Raw genomic sequence first — 16,937 nt, forward strand, 5'->3', positions numbered from 1 at the left:
CATCCGGGCTTCAGAAAGGCTACTTCACCGCGTCGAAGCACCAGGCCAGAATTCCCTTCTGCGCGTGCAGGCGGTTTTCGGCCTCATCGAACACGACCGATTGCGGGCCGTCGATCACTTCATCCGTGACCTCCTCGCCGCGATGGGCCGGCAGGCAGTGCATGAACAATGCATCCGCCTTGGCCAGCGACATCAGCTTCGCATTGACCTGGTAGGGCTTGAGCACGTTGTGACGGTGCTCGCCCTCCTTGTCGCCCATCGACACCCAGGTGTCGGTGACGACGCAATCGGCGCCGCGCACCGCGGCCTCGGGATCGGTACCGAGCACGATCGGCGCCCCCGTCGCCTTGATCCAGTCCCGCATGACCTTTTTCGGTGCAAGCTCCGGCGGCGTTGCGACATTGAGCTGGAACTTGAAGCGCTCGGCGGCATGGGCCCAGGACGCCAGCACGTTGTTGTCGTCGCCGGTCCAGGCCACCGTCTTGCCCTCGATCGGGCCGCGATGCTCCTCATAGGTCATGAGGTCGGCCATCACCTGGCAGGGGTGCGAACGCCGCGTCAGGCCGTTGATGACGGGCACGGTGGCGTTGGCCGCAAGCTCCAGCAGCGCATCGTGATTGAGGATGCGGATCATGATGGCGTCGACATAGCGCGACAGCACCCGCGCGGTGTCGGCGATGGTCTCGCCGCGGCCGAGCTGCATCTCGGCGCCGGTGAGCATGATCGCCTCGCCGCCGAGCTGACGCATGCCGACGTCGAACGAGACGCGGGTGCGGGTGGAGGGACGCTCGAAAATCATCGCCAGCGTCTTGCCTTCGAGCGGCCTGACCGGCTGCTGCGCCTTCTGCTTCGCCTTCATGGCGGAAGAGGCGGCGAGCATGCTCTTGAGCTCCGACAGCGGCAGCTCGTTGATGTCCAGGAAGTGCTTTGGAGCTTTGTTGGGCGTCGTGCTCATCAGCTTGCCGCCCGCTTGGTCTGACTGGAGGAGATCGCCGTGCAGGCGCGTTCGAGCCGGCCGACGCTGTCCTCGATCTCCGCTTCGGTGACGATCAAGGGCGGCAGGAAGCGCACGACATTGTCGCCGGCCCCGACGGTGAGCAGCTTTTCGGAGCGCAGCGCCGCGACGAGATCGCCCGACGGCACCACGGCCTTGATGCCGATCAGGAGGCCCTCGCCGCGCACCTCGCAGACGACATCGGGATGACGGTCGATCACGGAGGCGAGCTTCTGCTTGAGCAGCAGCGACATCTTCTGCACGTGGTCGAAGAAGCCGGGCTTGAGCATGACGTCGAGCACGGCGTTCGCAGCCGAGATCGCGAGCGGATTGCCGCCGAAGGTCGAGCCGTGCGAGCCGGGCCCCATGCCGGCGGCAGCATCCGCGGTCGCCAGCACCGCGCCGATCGGGAAGCCGCCGCCGAGCGCCTTGGCGAGCGACATCACGTCCGGTGTGACGCCGGTGCGCTTGTAGGCAAAGAGTTCGCCGGTGCGGCCCATGCCGGTCTGCACCTCGTCGAAGGCGAGCAACAGGCCGCGCTCGTTGCAGAGCTCGCGCAACACCTTCAGGAAGGCGTGAGGCGCAGCACGAACGCCACCCTCGCCCTGGATCGGCTCGATGAGAATGCCGGCGGTGTGCGGGCCGATCGCCTTCTTCACGGCGTCGAGGTCACCGTGCGGCACCTGATCGAAGCCGTCCATCGGCGGACCGAAGCCCTCGAGATATTTCGCAGACCCGGTGGCGGCGAGCGTCGCCAGCGTGCGGCCATGGAAGGCGCCTTCGAAGGTGATGATGCGATAACGCTCCGGATGGCCCTTGGAGAAGTGATGATGGCGGACGAGCTTGACCACACCTTCCAGCGCCTCGGCGCCGGAATTGCAGAAGAATACGAAGTCCGCGAAGCTCTCATTGCAGAGGCGGCTTGCGAGCTTCTCGCCATCGGGGCTCTGGAACAGGTTCGACATGTGCCAGAGCTTCGTCGCCTGCTCCTGCAACGCCTTGACCAGCGCGGGATGAACGTGGCCGAGCGCATTCACCGCCACGCCCGAGGTGAAATCGAGATAGCGATCACCATTGGTCGCGATCAGCCAGCAGCCTTCGCCGCGCTCGAAACCGAGGTCGGCCCTGGCGAAGACGGGGAGCAAATGCGGCGCGGCGCTGTTAGTCATGACGTCACTTGAATGTTGCGGACGGTGTGAGGCACGCATTGCGCAACGCACCATTGACCGGCCCCGGAAAACGAAACGTGCCGCCTTTTAAGGGCGGCACGTGGCACTATCTTATGCCTGGAAAGACGGGTGTCAATGCCGCCCGGAAAGCCTCGCGAAACGCTGAATCCGTAGTCTTGCGGTGCCGATTTTGCGGGTTTTTCACCACGGAACATGTGGAAGCGAGTCGGCGGACTCTTGCGCGGGAGTCACGCCATATTGTAGCGTTTGGACTGTCAGATACGACATCTCGTGCAGCAGTTCTGATCCCAAAAGTCCTCATGTACCGGCGTAAACGTTCGGGCGTCTTGAGCGCGCCCGGCGAGCCTTAAGGGATTCTGGCGGCACGGGTTTTTCAAGGCTTTAGGCAATCGCGGCGAAGGCTCCAGGATGGCAGGCGCGCTGCGAGGGAAAGGGTGCAATGACGGTTTTGACCTGGTCCGATGATCGCGTCGAGCAGCTGAAGAAGCTCTGGGAGGCCGGACTTTCGGCCAGCCAGATCGCGGCGGAGCTCGGCAATGTGACCCGCAATGCCGTGATCGGCAAGGTGCACCGGCTCGGCCTGTCCGGCCGCGCCAAGAGCCCTTCATCGGCAGCACCGCGGCCGCGCAAGGCACGGCCCGCGCAGCACATGATGCGCGTGACGCGACCCGTTGCGCGCGGCAACACCGCGCTGGCGCAGGCCTTCGAGGTCGAGGTGGAAGCCGAGCCGGTTACCTACGACAACGTGGTGCCGATGAGCCAGCGCCTGTCGCTGCTGGAATTGAACGAGGCGACCTGCCACTGGCCGGTCGGCGATCCCTCGAGCCCGGATTTCTTCTTCTGCGGCGGCAAGGCGCTCTCCGGCCTGCCCTATTGCGCCCAGCATTCGCGCGTGGCCTATCAGCCCGCAGCGGACCGCCGTCGCGCACCGGCGAAGCCGAGCACGCGCTGAGCTTGCGGAATTAGTTGGCTGCACATACGGCAGCCGTCACACGATGACGGCTGAACTCACTCGGTGCCATCCCGCGAAGGCGGGGATCCATAACCACAGGGCGCAATTGCTGCGCGAGATGGTCACGCCGGGTCTTCGCCAAACAAAGTCCTTGGGTTGATCGCGACGAGCGCAAGCGCTCGCGCTGAGATCCCGGGCTCGCGCTGGGCGCGCCCCGGGATGACGGTTGAGGGTGTAGCCGCAGCTCACCACACCAACAGCTCGCAGATCTTACGTCTGCTCGGCCTTCGCGAAGCGATCATCCAGCGCGTAGCCGGCGCCGCGGACGGTGCGGATCGGGTCCTGCTCGCGGCCGAGATTGAGCAGCTTGCGCAGGCGGCCGATATGGACGTCGACGGTACGCTCATCGATATAGATGTCGCGGCCCCAGACGCTATCGAGCAGCTGCTCGCGCGAGAACACGCGGCCGGGATGCTCCAGGAAGAACTCCAGCAGGCGATATTCGGTCGGGCCGAGATCGATCGGCCGGCCCGAGCGCGCCACGCGGCGCTTGTCGCGGTCGAGCTCGATGTCGCCATAGGCGAGCACGGTGGCGAGCCGCTCGGGGCTGGCGCGCCTGAGCAGACCCTTCACGCGCGCGAGCAGCTCCGGCACCGAGAACGGCTTGACGATGTAATCGTCGGCGCCGGTTGCGAGGCCCCGTACCCGCTCGCTCTCCTCGCCGCGCGCGGTGAGCATGATGATCGGCAGCTGCTTGGTCTCGGGACGGGTCCGAAGCCGCCGGCACAGCTCGATGCCCGACAGGCCCGGCAGCATCCAGTCGAGCACGATCAGATCGGGAATGTGCTCCTTGAGGCGGGTGTCGGCGTCGTCGCCGCGCATCACCGTCTCGACGTCATAGCCGTCGCCTTCGAGGTTGTAGCGGAGAAGCTCGGTGAGAGCTTCCTCGTCCTCTACCACCATAATGCGTGCGCCCATGTTGTCGTCGCTCCTTAGGTATTCGGCACCGTCGTGGCGAAGGTCGTCATGTCGCCCTTCGGCCGCTTGTCGGTGATCGCCTGGCCCTCGATCATGTAGAACACGGTCTCGGCGATGTTGGTGGCGTGGTCGCCGATCCGCTCGATGTTCTTGGCACAGAACATCAGGTGGATGCAGAACGAGATATTGCGCGGATCCTCCATCATATAGGTGAGGAGCTCGCGGAACAGCGAGGTGCAGATGGCGTCGACTTCCTCGTCGCCCTTCCACACCGCCATCGCCGCCGGCAAATCGTGCGCGGCATAGGCGTCGAGCACGCTCTTGACCTGCTGCTGCACGAGGTCTGTCATGTGCTCCAGGCCGCGGAACAGCTTGAGCGGATGGAAATCCGTCTCCAGCGCCGCGACGCGCTTGCCCATGTTCTTGGCGAGATCGCCGATGCGCTCGAGATCGGTCGCAACGCGCATGGCGCCGACGATCTCGCGCAGGTCGACGGCCATTGGCTGGCGGCGGGCGATGGTGAGCACGGCGCGCTCCTCGATGCGCTTCTGCAGCGCGTCGAGATCGGCGTCGGTGGTGACGACGCGCTGGCCGAGTGCCACGTCGCGGCGGATCAGCGCGTCGACGGAATCGACGATCATGCGCTCGGCGATGCCGCCCATCTCGGCGACCAGGCGAGTGAGCTCCTGAAGATCGCTGTCGAAGGCCTTTACGGTATGTTCAGAACCCATATTCCGTCTCCTCAGCCGAACCGGCCGGTGATGTAATCCTGCGTGCGCCGATCGCTCGGCGACGTGAAGATCTTGCTGGTGTCGTCGAACTCGATCAGCTCGCCGAGATACATGAAGGCGGTCTTGTCGGAGACGCGCGCCGCCTGCTGCATGTTGTGGGTGACGATCGCGATCGTGTAGTTCTCGGACAATTCCTGGATCAGTTCCTCGACCTTGGCGGTCGAGATCGGGTCGAGCGCCGAGCAAGGCTCGTCGAACAGGATCACCTCGGGCCGCACCGCGACGGTGCGGGCGATGCAGAGGCGCTGCTGCTGGCCGCCGGAGAGCGACAGGCCGGAGGCATTGAGCTTGTCCTTGACCTCGTTCCACAGCGCGCCGCCGCGCAGCGCCTTCTCAACACGGCCGTCCATCTCCGACTTCGAGATCTTCTCGTACAGACGAATGCCGAAGGCAATGTTCTCGTAGATTGTCATCGGGAACGGCGTCGGCTTCTGGAACACCATGCCGACCCGGGCCCGCAACAGGTTGAGGTCCAGCTTGGCGTCGAGGATGTTGGTCTGGTCAAGCAGCAGCTGGCCGGTGGCGCGCTGGCCCGGATAGAGGTCGTACATCCGGTTGAAGATGCGCAGCAGGGTCGACTTGCCGCAGCCCGACGGGCCGATGAACGCCGTGACGCGGTTGGTGCCGAGCGTCAGATTGATGTTCTTCAGCGCGTGGTGCTCACCGTAGTAGAAATTCAGGTTGCGCGCGGTGACCTTGGCGGGCGCCTCGGGCAGCGGCTGCGAGCCGGGATGAACGGTCGGCGCGCTGACGGAAACAGACATTTCACTCATTTTGCAGTCCTCTCGGCGCCAAGGATGCGCGCGCCAATGTTCAGGGCAAGCACGGTCAGGGTGATGAGCAGCGCGCCGCTCCAGGCGAGTTGCTTCCAATATTCGTAGGGGCTCTGCACGAAGTTGTTGATGGTGACAGGTAGGTTCGCCATCGTCTTGTTCAGGCCGAGGCTGAAGAACTGGTTCGACAGCGCCGTGAACAACAGCGGTGCGGTCTCGCCCGCGACGCGGGCGGTCGCCAGCAGCACGCCGGTGATGAGGCCGGAACGCGCGGCACGATAGGCGATGCGCTTGATCACCAGCGAGCGCGGCAGACCGAGCGCAGAGGCCGCCTCGCGCAGCGGATTCGGCACCAGCAGCAGCATGTCCTCGGTGGTGCGCACGACGACCGGGATCACGATGACGGCGAGCGCGAGGCTGCCCGCGATCGCCGAGAAGCCGCGCATCGGCACCACCACCGCCCCGTAGATGAACAGGCCGATGATGATCGAGGGCGCCGACAGGAGAATGTCGTTGATGAAACGGATCACCGAGGTCAGCTTGTCGTTGCGACCGTATTCGGCAAGATAGGTACCGGCGAACAGGCCGAGCGGCGCGCCGATGCCGACGCCGATCACGGTCATGATCAGTGAGCCGACGATGGCGTTGAGCAGACCGCCTTCGTTCGATCCGGGCGGCGGCGTGTTCTCGGTGAAGACCTGGAGGTTGAGCCCGGCCAGGCCGTTGTAGAGCAACGTCATCAGGATCAGCGCGAGCCAGGTGACGCCGAACGCAGCGGCTGCGATGCAGAGTCCGCGAATGACGATGTCCCAGCGGCGGCGGCGCGAATAGATCGGGTTCATGGCTTCACTTCCCCGCCTTGGTTTCCAGGCGCAGCAGCATCAACCGGGCGGCCGCGAGCACGAAGAACGTCAGCACGAACAGCAGGAGGCCGAGCAGGATCAGGCCGGACTGGTGCAGGCCGTCGCTCTCGGCGAACTCGGATGCGATCGCGGCCGAGATCGTGGTGCCCGGGGCGAAGATCGACGAGGAGATCCGGAACGAATTGCCGATGATGAAGGTCACCGCCATGGTCTCGCCCAGCGCGCGGCCCAGCGCCAGCATGACGCCGCCGATGATGCCGACGCGGGTGTAGGGGATCACGACGCTGCGGACGACTTCCCAGGTGGTGCAGCCGACGCCATAGGCGGCTTCCTTCAGCACCGGCGGCACCGTCTTGAACACATCGACCGAGATCGAGGTGATGAAGGGCAGCACCATGATGGCGAGGATCAGGGCGGCGTTGAACAGGCTGAGATAGGACGGGGGACCCGCGAAGATCGCGCCCAGCACGGGAACACCGTCGAACACCCTGATCATGAAGGGCTGGAAGGTGTTGGCCAGGAACGGGCCGAGCACGAAGAAGCCCCACATGCCGTAGATGATCGAGGGGATGCCGGCGAGCAGCTCCACCGCCATGCCGATCGGGCGGCGCAGCCATTGCGGGCAGAGCTCGGTGAGGAAGATCGCAATGCCGAGACCGACGGGAATGGCGATCAGCATCGCGATGAAGGAGGTGACGAGCGTGCCATAGATCGGCCCGAGCGCGCCGAGCACCGGCGGATCGGCGGAGGGCGCCCAGCGCTGGGTCCACAGGAAGGAGATGCCGTATTCCTTGATCGCCGGGAACGCACCGACGATCAGCGAGATGATGATGCCGCCGAGGATCAGCAGCACCGAGATCGCGGACAACCGCGTGATCCAGTAGAAGGTGACGTCGCCGAGCTTGAACGCGCTCAAGGCCTTGGCGCGATCATATGGACCGGCAGCATCAATCACATTGCTCTCGACAGCCATCTCAGCCACGCCGATCCCCTGTGCCCGTTTTATATACGCTTGTTGTTGGTGGCGGTCCCGTGCCCCGGATGCGGTGCAGCGCGAAGCGGTGCGCCGCTGATCCGGGGCCTGGTGCTTGTAGGTCCCGGCTCTAGCGGAGCGGCACACTGGACGATGCTTCGCATCGCCAGGGCCGCACCGCGTCCGGGACACGAGAGCTCTACTTAGCTCTTGATCTCGGCAGCCCAGGTCTTCTCGATCAGCTGGACGACGCTGTCCGGCATCGGGATATAATCGAGCTCTTCAGCCGCCTTGCCGCCGTTCTTGAAGGCCCAGCGGAAGAACTTGATGGCTTCCTGCGAGGCCGCCTTGTCGGTGGCGGACTTGTGCATGAGGATGAAGGTCGCCGCCGTGATCGGCCAGGACTTCTCGCCGGGCTGGTCGGTCAGGATGACGTAATAGCCGGGTGCCTTGGCCCAGTCGGCGTTGGAGGCGGCTGCCTGGAAGGCCTCGACGGTCGGCTGCACCGGCTTGCCGGCCTTGTTGACGAGACCGGTGTAGGTCAGCTTGTTCTGCTTGGCATAGGCGTACTCGACGTAACCGATCGAGTTCTTGGTCTGGCTGATGTTGCCCGACACGCCTTCGTTGCCCTTGGCGCCGACGCCGACCGGCCACTCGACCGCGGTGCCCTCGCCGACCTTGCTCTTCCAGTCCGCGCTGGCCTTGGAGAGGTAGTTGGTGAAGTTGAAAGTGGTGCCCGAACCGTCCGAACGGCGGACCACGGTGATCGCCTCCGAGGGCAGCTTCGCGTTCGGATTGAGCTTCTTGATCGCGGCATCGTCCCACTTGGTGATCTTGCCGAGATAGATGTTGGCCAGGGTCTCGCCGTCGAACACCAGCTCGCCGGGCTTCACGCCCTCGAGGTTGACGACAGGGACGATGGCGCCCATCACCATCGGCCACTGGACGAGGCCGTCCTTCTCGAGCTGCTCGGCCTTGAGCGGCGCGTCGCTGGCGCCGAAGGTCACGGTCTTGGCCTGGATCTGCTTGATGCCGCCGCCGGAGCCGATCGACTGATAGTTCAGACCGTTGCCGGTCTCCTTTTTGTAGGCGTCAGCCCACTTCGAATAGATCGGGAACGGGAACGTCGCGCCGGCACCCGTGATGTCGGCAGCAAAGGCTGCCGTCGCCGATGCGGCGACCAAGCCAGCAGCGACGAGAGTTTTGAGGAAATTCATGCTGGTCTCCATACAGGGGAGCGAAGCGCCATCCGCGCCCGATCGCGCTCCCCGTGCCGCCCGTTTAGGAGCGGTCGGCTGTGCTTTTACGAAGGTTTCGTGACAGCTGGATGACACAGTCAACCGACTGAAATCGCTTGATTTTTGGGTCTAAGCCGGCGTCTTGGCCTGGGGAAAACAGGCGGTAAAAGTGGCGCCCTGCCGGGGCACGCTTTCGATCAGAAGCCGACCGCGATGACGGTTAAGAATATGTTTCACCAGCGATAATCCGAGCCCGGTGCCGCCCTGCGAGCGGCTGTCGCCGACATCCACCCGGTAGAAGCGCTCGGTCAGCCGGGGCAGGTGCTCGGGCGCGATGCCAGGGCCGAAATCGCGGACCATGACCCGGATTTCCTGAGTTCCATCAGTGGCCGCGCTCGATGTCAGCGACACGATGACGCGTCCGCCCGAGGCGCCATATTTGAGCGCGTTCTCGATCAGGTTCTCGAACAGGCGGAGCAGTTCCTCCCGGTCGCCCGCGATCATCACCGGCGGCTCCGGCAGGTGGATGTCCACCTCGACCTGACGCTCGCGCGCCAGCGGCTCGAGCCCGTCGGCGACCTGGCGGATGATCGGGACGAGATCGACCAGGGTGTCCGGCCGGACATGGGCCGACAGCTCGACCCGCGACAGCGACAAGAGATCGTCGATCAGGCGCGCCATGCGCGTAGCCTGATTGTGCATGATGCCGAGGAAGCGCTCGCGTGCCTTGGGATCGTCCTTGGCCTGACCCTGGAGCGTATCGATGAAGCCCGACAGCGCCGCCAGCGGCGTGCGCAGCTCATGGCTGGCATTGGCGACGAAATCGGCGCGCATCTCCTCGACCCGGCGTAGCGGCGTCTGGTCGTGGAAGGTCATCAGCATGCATTTGTCGGTGCCGCCGAAGCTGGTCGGCACCGGTACCGGCGTGATGATCAGCTCCATCCAGCGATCGACCGGAACATGATCGAGATAGGTCGCGCGCCGCGGCTCGGTGGTCGCGATGGCCTCGCGCAGCGCGGTGATGATCTCCGGCGAGCGCAGCGCGAACTGGGCGAGCTCGTTCCGGCGCAGCGCCGGCGCGAGCTGGGCGGCCGCGGCATTGAGGTGGACGACGCGGCCGGCGCGGTCGAGCAGCACCGCCGGATCCGGCATGCCGGCAACCACCGCGGCCACCGCCGCGCTCTCGACCGGGTTGATGCGCCTGACGTCGTCGCGGGAGGCGGCGGGATCGTGCAGCCGCCACGGGATCAAGGCGGCCGCCGCGATGCAGAGGAACACGATTGCGGCGTGCAGCGCCGACAATTCGCCGAGCGAGACAACGACGGACAGCGCCAGCGCCGCGGCGATCAGAATGATGGTCGAGTGCCGCAGCCGGTCGGACCAGGGCTGGGCGGAGGGAGAAGAGGGGGCGTCGATCGCCATCGGGGCGGGCTTCTCCTGGGGGCTGTCCTTAAGGACCTGACATCGGTCAGGCGCCGCTGTCGCTGCGCTCTCTCACATAGGCGGCTTCAGGCGCAGGACCGGGGTCCAGCTTGAGCGCCGCCTGTTGCAACCGCTTCGATCGGGCGCCGATGATAACTTCTCGAAACGTCAGCAAGATTACAGATAGGACGAACGGAGACAGATAATAGAGGACGCGGAACAGCAGCATGCCGCCCAGGAGCTCCTCCCGGTCCATCTGCCAGAGGCCGACCAGCATGGCGGCGTCGAACACCCCCAAGCCGCCGGGCGAATGGCTGGCGAAGCCGAGCAGGGTCGCCGAGACGAAGATCACCGCGACCACGACGAAGCCGAGATTGGGCTCGTCCGGGACCAGCACATACATCGCCAGCGCGCAGAAGCCGAGATCGACGATGCCGATCGCGATCTGGAGCAGCGTCAGCGGGCCTCCCGGCAGCACCACGGTCCAGGGGCCGCGGCCGACCACCCGCGGCTGGGTCCAGACCCAGACCACATAGCCGATCAGCGCCACGATGATCATCAGCGCCAGCGTCCGGTTCAGCCAGGCCGGCAGCTGGTCGATCGAGGCCGCCGCCTCCGGATGGTAGGAGATGCCGAGGCCGAGCACGGCGGCATTGCCCAGCCAGAACGTCAGGCCGGCGAGAAAGCAGATCTTTGCGACGTCGATCGCGTTCAGCCCGTAGGCCGAATAGATGCGGTAGCGCACCGCACCGCCAGTGAAGACGGATGCGCCGACATTGTGGCCGATCGAATAGCTGGTGAAGGCCGCGAGCGCGTTGATGCGATAGGGCACGTGGGCATGGCCGATCGCGCGCGTGGCGAAGAGGTCGTAGAAGGTCAGCGTGAAATAGCCCGCAGCGACGAACAGCGCCGCCATCGCAATCTGGCTCGGCTCGGTACTCTTGATCGCTTCGAGGACCTCGTTGAAATCGATGCCCCGCAGCATGTGGTAGAGCACATAGCAAGCGATGCCGATGACCGCGATGCTGATCACAACTCCAAGCTTATGCAGGATTTGCTTCTGGCGCAGAAACGTCGTCACCCTGCGTATGGCTTCCAGCATCTAGACCTCGAACAACGCTTCAACGGCCAGGGTGGCCGGCGGACAGGCGGACGCGCAGGCATTCAACGAACCCGCGCTGCCGGCGCCGGCATCGCGCATGCCCCCCGCCCCTCCACTAGCGCGTTTTCGGCCGAAGTGGAATTCGGCAATTCGAACAAAAACGCGTGCCTTCAATATTTTAGGCAGGGTAGCGGCTCCCGGTGCAGGGGTTGGCGCTTTCGGCGGCAAGGCCTGGCGCGAATCTCCATGGCGATCCTGCGCAGGGGCCATGAAGTTTTGATGATTTCGGCCGCACAATGTTCCGTCACGCCTTAAGCCGACGTCAATCTATGGGGCCCGCCCGTCTGTTGAAAGAGGGGGCAATCCCGGCATCGTTCCCGGATTTTCCGATGCACCGGAAGGTCGCGGGCTCCAGACCGCACTCAAGGCGCGGTCAAATAGCCGCGGCCATAGGCGCCGGCCTGATCCTCGAAGATCGCCATGGCCGTGGTCATCCGCCTGAAGCCCAGGCGTTCGTAAAAGCCTTCCTTGCCCGGCACGGCGTAGAGGATGATCTTGCGATGGCCGCGGCAACGCGCAAGCAGACGTTCGATCATGTCGCGGCCGAGACCCCGCCCCTGATGGTCCGGGTGCACTGCGACATCACAGAGATAGGCGCAGTCGCGGCCATCGGCGAGTACGCGGCCTGCGCCGACGAGGCGCCCCTGCTCATAAGCGAAGGTTCGAAACATGCTGTTGCCAAACACGAGCGCGAGATCGGCCGGTGTCTTGGTGCCGAGCGGTGCGATGCGGTAGAGCGCGGACAGCTCATCCCAGTCGACACCGGCGAGATCGTCGGACCAGACAATCGACATCGCAAAAGCCTCCCCGGCTCAGTCCCGGGCGGCATTGACGGCCGCCACGATTTCGTCGCCGTCAGGAAAATGACCTTTGCTGCGGCTGGCGACAATCCGGTCGCCGAGCTTCACCTGGAAAACGCCGCCCTTGCCGGGGACGAGATCCGATTCCAGCCCCAGCTGCCGGCGCAGCGCCGCGGCCGCCTCCTTGGCGCGCTTCTCGTATCCACACGGCCGGCAATAGATGATGGTCACGTCGGACATCTCATCCTCCTTCAGGCCGCAAGCTGCGGACGCACCGCTTCGATGCCGGCGATCCAGCCGCCGACCGATCGGCCGATCGCATCGGGGTGATCCTCCTGGAGGTAGTGCCGACCGGGCCCGAGGCGGACGAGCGCGCAGTGCTGCAGCGAGGCCGCGAAGGTCTCGGCAAATGCGGGAGTGACGACGGCTCCCGGCTCGCCCGCGAACAGTAGCTTCGGATAGGCGGACGCTTTCAACGACGCATGAGCCGATTGCATCGCGTGATAGACATTGGCGGGCTCGCCGGCGATCGGCAATTCACGCGGGAATGCAAGAACGGGACGACGGCTGTCCGGCGTCGGAAAAGGCTCGCGATAAGGCGTCATCTCGTCTTCGCTCAAACTTCGCATGATGCCGCCGGGCAGCACGCGTTCGACGAAGGCGTTCGCCTCCAGGACCATCGCCTCCCCCTCGCCTTGCGTCCTGAATTTTCGGAAAGTTTCGCGCGCAGCTTCCGTCTGGTGGAAATCCTGCCAGGTCGGCATCGGCCGGATGAACTCCATGAAGGCAAGCCCGCGCACGAACGCCGGCCGACGCGCCGCAAGATGAAATGAAAGGGCCGTGCCCCAGTCCTGCGCAACGAGATAGGCCGAATTGATTCCGAGCTCTTCGATCAACGCGTCGAGATAGCGGACGTGGTCGAAGAAGCGATAGGCGATATCGGGTTTGCCGGACCGGCCGAAGCCGATGAGATCGGGCGCGATGCAATGCGCCACCGGCGCCACCAGCGGCAGGATGTTTCGCCAGATATGGGACGACGTCGGATTGCCGTGAAGAAAGAGCGCGACCGGCGCATCCTTCGCGCCCGTCTCGCGATAAGCCATCGTGCTTCCCAGCACGGAGGCGCTGCGGATCTGAATCTCGGCTTGCTGGCTCATGTCGGCTCCTTGAAGACGGTCTTGAAGGCGATGGTCTTGAATCGCTCGAGCGCGCGGGGCGTGCGGTCGACCTTCATGCGCAGGATCGCACCCTGCCAGGACGCGAGCAGGAAGTCGGCAAGCTCCTCGGGCTCGAATTCGGAATCGATCTCGCCGCTTTCCTGCGCCTCGCTGATGCAGCCCGCGAACGGCATGCGCCACTCGGCAAAAATTTCGGCGAGGCGGGTGCGCAGCAGCTCGCTGCTGCCGGCCGCTTCCAGACTGAGATCGCCGATGAGGCAGCCGCGTCCGTAGCCGTCGGCCTCGAGGCGGCCGGTGATGATGTCGAGATAGCATTTGAGCCGCGCCCGCGGCGTCAGCGAGGCGTCTTCAAGGGCCTCCGCCACCAATCCCTTCGTGATCTCGAAATAGCGATCGAGCACCTCCGAAGCGAACGCTTCCTTGGAGCGAAAATGATTGGTGAAGGACCCCTGCGGGGCGCCCGCCGCGGCGGCGACATCGCGCACGCTGGTGCCGTGATAGCCGGTCCGGAACATGACCTTGAGGCCGGCGTCGAGGATGGCGTCTTTGAGCGAGGGCTTAGGCATGAGCAAATAATACGTACGTACGTATTATTGTCAAGCGCAGCCTTTCCCGACTCTTCATGACCTCGCTGGGGGAGAGAGGGCGCTCGGCGGCGGGGCTTCAGCCTGCCCGCATGCTGCGCGCGACCACGCGATCGCGCAGCCAGGCGCCGATGGTGCAGCCGACCAGGTAACAGGCGAACATGATCAGGCCGAGGTCGAGCCAGTAACCGAAGCGGCCGGGGACCACATGGGCGAGGGAGGCCGCGACCAGGGCGGCGGCAAGCACGGCGAGCCAGCGCGCGGTCACCTTCGAAGTGCCGTTGCCGCGCTGGACCACCGAGATCCAGCCCATGCAGAAGCCCAGCAGCAGCGAGCCGATCAGCCAGCCCAGATGGAACGAGACGAGATAGGGCATCGTCACCTCACCAGAAATTCGATGCGGCGGTTCTGCGCCTTGCCTTCATCGGTGTCGTTGCCGGCGACGGGCTGCGTGCTGCCATGGCCGACCGCGGTGAAACGGCTGGCGGGCAGGCCCGCTCTGACCAGATAGTCGATCACTGCTTGAGCGCGCTTTTCCGAGAGAGCCTGGTTGAAGGAATCCTCGCCATCGGCGTCGGTATGTCCGGCGACCTCGATATTGGTGGTGGGGCAGCGCAGCGCCGTCTCGATGAGACGATCGAGGATGCCGGCCGAATCGGGATCGATGTCCGCGCGCTTGTTGGCGAAGCGGATCTTGCCCTTGGTCAGAAGCTCCGAGAACAATTGCTGGCACACGGTACCGTCGACCGGGCCTGCGGCGGGCTTCACCGTGATCTCCGGCTTGTATTGCCAGTTCTTCGGGAAGTCCTTGCCGAGGCCTGCGCGGATCTCGTTGGCGGCGCCTTCGTAGAGCGCATCGCCCGAGAGCTTCACCTCGCGGTCGGAGACGACGAGCGTTCCAGTCGACAGCCGCGACAGCGCGCCGAGCGCCGCGACGACAGCCGTGTTGAAGGAGCCGGGTGCGCCGATGCTGGCCTTGAGATTGTCGACGACCTTTTCGGTGAAGAACTTTCGCGAGGCGCTGGTGGCAATTGCGGCGTGGACGTTGTTGTCAGGAACGTAGCCGGTGAGCGTCACCGTCGCGGCTACCGGATCCTTGTAGGCCTGGAAGATGTAGGGCGGCGCCTTGATCTCGTTGGCGGCGATCGAAAAGCCCTCGGGCAGGTTCTTCAGCGCAGCCGCGATTGCCTCGCGGCCGCCGAGCTCGCGCGCCATGCCCGACAGGTTGACCTTGGTGTCCGTGATCGTGATCTTGCCGTCCTTCAGCTTGCCGATCTGATCGAGCAGCAGCATCGCGGCGGCCTCGAACCGCGGTGGCGCCCCGCGCGCCAGCCCCATCTGGTCGGCGACCTCGACGCCACCGACTTCCTTTCGGGCCGCCTCGGTCAGCCGACCCTTCATCGACGGCAGCGGCGCGGAGCCCGACAGCGTCACCCGCACCACGTCGCGCTCGGCGTTCCAGACGAAGGGCTTGGCCTCAGGAACGAGGCGGGTCCGATCGTCGACCAGCCGCACGCCGGGCACGGTTTCGACCGCCATCACCGCGTCGCGGCGCCCCTCCTCGGAGAAGGCGTCCGCGGCCAGGCTGACGTCGCGGCCGTCGACCGCGATCCGGGTCTTGTCCAGAACGGTGTCCTTCAGCGCAGCCGAGCTGCGGGCCGACAGATCGGCCTCGACCGGTAAGGTGTTATTCCAGGCCGCAAATCCCCACATGACGGCAAGGGGGATGAGCCCCGGCCACCATTTACCGGCCCACGAGAAAAGCTTCTGCATTCGACGACCCGAACTCTGGAAACGGAGACAAAACAAACCCTTGGCAGGCTGTCAAACCGGAAATGGCACTGTTCCGAAGGCCCGGGTGGGACAATTGGAATAACTTTTTCTTCAAGGGTTCTTCCGTAAGTTGAGGGCGGAATGCCAAAGTCCCCCACCCGGTCATGAAACAACTGCGTAACAACGTCATCCGCGCCGGGCTGGGAGCTCTCTATTTCAGCGGGGCGCACCACCTGTTGCGCCCGCTTTTGTCGGGCGTCGGCGCCATTTTCATGCTGCACCACGTGCGGCCGGCGCGCGAGGCCGCGTTCCAGCCGAACCGGCATCTCGAGGTCACCCCAGAATTCCTGCGCGCCACGCTGTGCCATTTGCGCTCGCGCGACATCGACATCGTCAGCATGGACGAGCTGCATGAGCGGCTGGTGGAAGGCCGGTTCGACCGCCGCTTCGCCGCCTTCACCCTCGACGACGGTTATCGCGACAATCTGCATTACGCCCTGCCGGTGCTGCGCGAATTTGACGCGCCGCTGGCGGTCTATGTCGCAAGCGATTTTGCCGACGGGACCGGGCGATTGTGGTGGACGGCGCTGGAGGCCGTGATCGCCAAGACCGACCAGATCGACGTGCAGATCGGCAATTCCGCGCTGCGGCTCGATGCGACCACGATTGCGGCGAAGCAGGCGGCGTTCGACCGCCTGCACGACTGGCTGCGCGCGCTGCCGGGCGAGCACGATCTTGCGCGCGAGATCGGGGCGCTGTGCACGGCCTACGGCGTCGACATGGAAGCGCTGTGCCGCAGCCTCTGCCTGTCCTGGGCCGAGCTCAAGTCCTTTGCCGCCGATCAGCTGGTCACGATCGGCGCGCACAGCGTCAGCCATTGCAATCTCGCCAAGCAGGCGGAAGACATCGCCGCGCAGGAGATGGCCACGAGCCGCGCGCGGATCGAGCAGGTGCTGGAGCGCCCCGTGCTGCACCTCGCCTATCCCTATGGCGACCGCGACGCCGCGGGCGCGCGCGAATTCGCCCTTGCCGCATCCGCCGGCTTCAAGACCGCGGTGACGACACGGCCCGGCATGCTGTTCGCGGAGAGCGCCGACTACATGACCGCGCTGCCCCGCGTCTCGCTCAACGGCAATTATCAGGACGCGCGTATCCTGCCGGTGCTGACCTCGGGCGCCGCGACCGCGATGTGGAACGGCTTCCGCCGCATCGCGGCGGCGTAGGCCTCATTCTGCGCACGTGAGGACAAGCGCGCCTTCCTTGACT

18 protein-coding genes are annotated in these 16,937 nt (G+C 65.1%); 2 read left to right on the plus strand and 16 right to left on the minus strand.

What is annotated here, in order from left to right; genetic code table 11:
- Positions 1–19: 19 nt before the first annotated feature.
- Entirely contained in the window at positions 20–955 is a 936-nt protein-coding gene (gene argF, locus N2602_RS37490) for an ornithine carbamoyltransferase (protein WP_172786118.1), read from the minus strand.
- On the minus strand, positions 955–2,163 hold the full coding sequence (locus tag N2602_RS37495) for an aspartate aminotransferase family protein (protein WP_260381219.1): 1,209 nt from the start codon (positions 2,161–2,163) through the stop codon (positions 955–957). Before N2602_RS37495 ends, argF begins: the two co-directional genes overlap by 1 nt.
- 460 nt (positions 2,164–2,623) lie before the next feature.
- Between N2602_RS37495 and N2602_RS37500 the strand changes: the two genes are divergently transcribed.
- On the plus strand, positions 2,624–3,136 hold the full coding sequence (locus tag N2602_RS37500; protein WP_025033426.1) for a GcrA family cell cycle regulator: 513 nt from the start codon (positions 2,624–2,626) through the stop codon (positions 3,134–3,136).
- 270 nt (positions 3,137–3,406) lie between these two features.
- On the opposite strand, the gene phoB is transcribed toward N2602_RS37500, so the two are convergent.
- The 14 genes from phoB to N2602_RS37570 all read right to left on the minus strand — a co-directional run bounded on the left by phoB (position 3,407) and on the right by N2602_RS37570 (position 15,671).
- Positions 3,407–4,114 carry a phosphate regulon transcriptional regulator PhoB gene (gene phoB, locus N2602_RS37505; RefSeq protein ID WP_008143479.1) on the minus strand — a complete coding sequence of 236 codons (708 nt, stop codon included), beginning with the start codon at positions 4,112–4,114 and terminating at the stop codon, positions 3,407–3,409.
- Between the two features lie 14 nt (positions 4,115–4,128).
- Positions 4,129–4,845 (minus strand): phosphate signaling complex protein PhoU, encoded by a 717-nt coding sequence (gene phoU, locus N2602_RS37510; protein WP_025033425.1) that lies wholly within the window; start codon positions 4,843–4,845, stop codon positions 4,129–4,131.
- Positions 4,846–4,856: 11 nt separating this feature from the next.
- Positions 4,857–5,678 carry a phosphate ABC transporter ATP-binding protein PstB gene (gene pstB / locus N2602_RS37515; protein WP_260381220.1) on the minus strand — a complete coding sequence of 274 codons (822 nt, stop codon included), beginning with the start codon at positions 5,676–5,678 and terminating at the stop codon, positions 4,857–4,859.
- Positions 5,675–6,520 (minus strand): phosphate ABC transporter permease PstA, encoded by an 846-nt coding sequence (pstA, locus tag N2602_RS37520; RefSeq protein ID WP_172786121.1) that lies wholly within the window; start codon positions 6,518–6,520, stop codon positions 5,675–5,677. Before pstA ends, pstB begins: the two co-directional genes overlap by 4 nt.
- A 4-nt stretch (positions 6,521–6,524) precedes the next feature.
- Positions 6,525–7,514: a phosphate ABC transporter permease subunit PstC gene (gene pstC, locus N2602_RS37525; RefSeq protein ID WP_172786229.1), complete on the minus strand. Its 990-nt coding sequence runs from the start codon at positions 7,512–7,514 to the stop codon at positions 6,525–6,527.
- Between the two features lie 203 nt (positions 7,515–7,717).
- Positions 7,718–8,731 carry a phosphate ABC transporter substrate-binding protein PstS gene (gene pstS / locus N2602_RS37530; RefSeq protein ID WP_172786122.1) on the minus strand — a complete coding sequence of 338 codons (1,014 nt, stop codon included), beginning with the start codon at positions 8,729–8,731 and terminating at the stop codon, positions 7,718–7,720.
- A gap of 150 nt (positions 8,732–8,881) precedes the next feature.
- Positions 8,882–10,174: an ATP-binding protein gene (locus N2602_RS37535; protein ID WP_172786123.1), complete on the minus strand. Its 1,293-nt coding sequence runs from the start codon at positions 10,172–10,174 to the stop codon at positions 8,882–8,884.
- Positions 10,175–10,220: 46 nt separating this feature from the next.
- Entirely contained in the window at positions 10,221–11,276 is a 1,056-nt protein-coding gene (locus N2602_RS37540) for a lysylphosphatidylglycerol synthase domain-containing protein (RefSeq protein WP_172786124.1), read from the minus strand.
- 422 nt (positions 11,277–11,698) lie between these two features.
- Complete coding sequence (locus N2602_RS37545) at positions 11,699–12,130, minus strand: GNAT family N-acetyltransferase (protein WP_260381221.1); 432 nt, start codon at positions 12,128–12,130, stop codon at positions 11,699–11,701.
- A gap of 18 nt (positions 12,131–12,148) precedes the next feature.
- A complete protein-coding gene (locus tag N2602_RS37550) occupies positions 12,149–12,376 on the minus strand; it encodes a SelT/SelW/SelH family protein (RefSeq protein ID WP_172786126.1) in 228 nt (75 codons plus the stop codon).
- 11 nt (positions 12,377–12,387) lie between these two features.
- The gene (locus N2602_RS37555) at positions 12,388–13,293 is read right to left on the minus strand and encodes a haloalkane dehalogenase (RefSeq protein ID WP_260381222.1); all 906 of its coding nucleotides are present in this window, start codon (positions 13,291–13,293) and stop codon (positions 12,388–12,390) included.
- Positions 13,290–13,880: a TetR/AcrR family transcriptional regulator gene (locus N2602_RS37560; protein ID WP_260381223.1), complete on the minus strand. Its 591-nt coding sequence runs from the start codon at positions 13,878–13,880 to the stop codon at positions 13,290–13,292. Before N2602_RS37560 ends, N2602_RS37555 begins: the two co-directional genes overlap by 4 nt.
- 97 nt (positions 13,881–13,977) lie before the next feature.
- On the minus strand, positions 13,978–14,274 hold the full coding sequence (locus N2602_RS37565) for a hypothetical protein (protein WP_212256054.1): 297 nt from the start codon (positions 14,272–14,274) through the stop codon (positions 13,978–13,980).
- A 2-nt stretch (positions 14,275–14,276) separates the two neighbouring features.
- Positions 14,277–15,671: an OmpA family protein gene (locus N2602_RS37570; RefSeq protein WP_172786130.1), complete on the minus strand. Its 1,395-nt coding sequence runs from the start codon at positions 15,669–15,671 to the stop codon at positions 14,277–14,279.
- 164 nt (positions 15,672–15,835) lie between these two features.
- Here N2602_RS37570 and N2602_RS37575 point away from each other — a divergent pair, with 164 nt between their 5' ends.
- A complete protein-coding gene (locus N2602_RS37575; RefSeq protein WP_260381224.1) occupies positions 15,836–16,894 on the plus strand; it encodes a polysaccharide deacetylase family protein in 1,059 nt (352 codons plus the stop codon).
- Positions 16,895–16,937 lie beyond the last annotated feature (43 nt).

This window comes from Bradyrhizobium sp. NC92, assembly GCF_025200865.1.
Taxonomy (GTDB): Bacteria; Pseudomonadota; Alphaproteobacteria; order Rhizobiales; family Xanthobacteraceae; genus Bradyrhizobium.

Excerpts from the sequence above, each read along its gene's own strand:
- N2602_RS37495 (WP_260381219.1), bottom strand. The coding sequence starts at position 2,163 with ATGACTAACAGCGCCGCGCCGCATTTGCTCCCCGTCTTCGCCAGGGCC.
- N2602_RS37545 (WP_260381221.1), bottom strand. The coding sequence starts at position 12,130 with ATGTCGATTGTCTGGTCCGACGATCTCGCCGGTGTCGACTGGGATGAG.
- pstS (WP_172786122.1), bottom strand. The coding sequence starts at position 8,731 with ATGAATTTCCTCAAAACTCTCGTCGCTGCTGGCTTGGTCGCCGCATCG.
- N2602_RS37560 (WP_260381223.1), bottom strand. The coding sequence starts at position 13,880 with ATGCCTAAGCCCTCGCTCAAAGACGCCATCCTCGACGCCGGCCTCAAG.
- N2602_RS37550 (WP_172786126.1), bottom strand. The coding sequence starts at position 12,376 with ATGTCCGACGTGACCATCATCTATTGCCGGCCGTGTGGATACGAGAAG.
- N2602_RS37570 (WP_172786130.1), bottom strand. The coding sequence starts at position 15,671 with ATGCAGAAGCTTTTCTCGTGGGCCGGTAAATGGTGGCCGGGGCTCATC.
- pstB (WP_260381220.1), bottom strand. The coding sequence starts at position 5,678 with ATGAGTGAAATGTCTGTTTCCGTCAGCGCGCCGACCGTTCATCCCGGC.
- N2602_RS37575 (WP_260381224.1), top strand. The coding sequence starts at position 15,836 with ATGAAACAACTGCGTAACAACGTCATCCGCGCCGGGCTGGGAGCTCTC.
- pstC (WP_172786229.1), bottom strand. The coding sequence starts at position 7,514 with ATGGCTGTCGAGAGCAATGTGATTGATGCTGCCGGTCCATATGATCGC.
- N2602_RS37555 (WP_260381222.1), bottom strand. The coding sequence starts at position 13,293 with ATGAGCCAGCAAGCCGAGATTCAGATCCGCAGCGCCTCCGTGCTGGGA.
- N2602_RS37500 (WP_025033426.1), top strand. The coding sequence starts at position 2,624 with ATGACGGTTTTGACCTGGTCCGATGATCGCGTCGAGCAGCTGAAGAAG.
- N2602_RS37565 (WP_212256054.1), bottom strand. The coding sequence starts at position 14,274 with ATGCCCTATCTCGTCTCGTTCCATCTGGGCTGGCTGATCGGCTCGCTG.
- argF (WP_172786118.1), bottom strand. The coding sequence starts at position 955 with ATGAGCACGACGCCCAACAAAGCTCCAAAGCACTTCCTGGACATCAAC.
- N2602_RS37540 (WP_172786124.1), bottom strand. The coding sequence starts at position 11,276 with ATGCTGGAAGCCATACGCAGGGTGACGACGTTTCTGCGCCAGAAGCAA.
- pstA (WP_172786121.1), bottom strand. The coding sequence starts at position 6,520 with ATGAACCCGATCTATTCGCGCCGCCGCCGCTGGGACATCGTCATTCGC.
- phoU (WP_025033425.1), bottom strand. The coding sequence starts at position 4,845 with ATGGGTTCTGAACATACCGTAAAGGCCTTCGACAGCGATCTTCAGGAG.
- N2602_RS37535 (WP_172786123.1), bottom strand. The coding sequence starts at position 10,174 with ATGGCGATCGACGCCCCCTCTTCTCCCTCCGCCCAGCCCTGGTCCGAC.
- phoB (WP_008143479.1), bottom strand. The coding sequence starts at position 4,114 with ATGGGCGCACGCATTATGGTGGTAGAGGACGAGGAAGCTCTCACCGAG.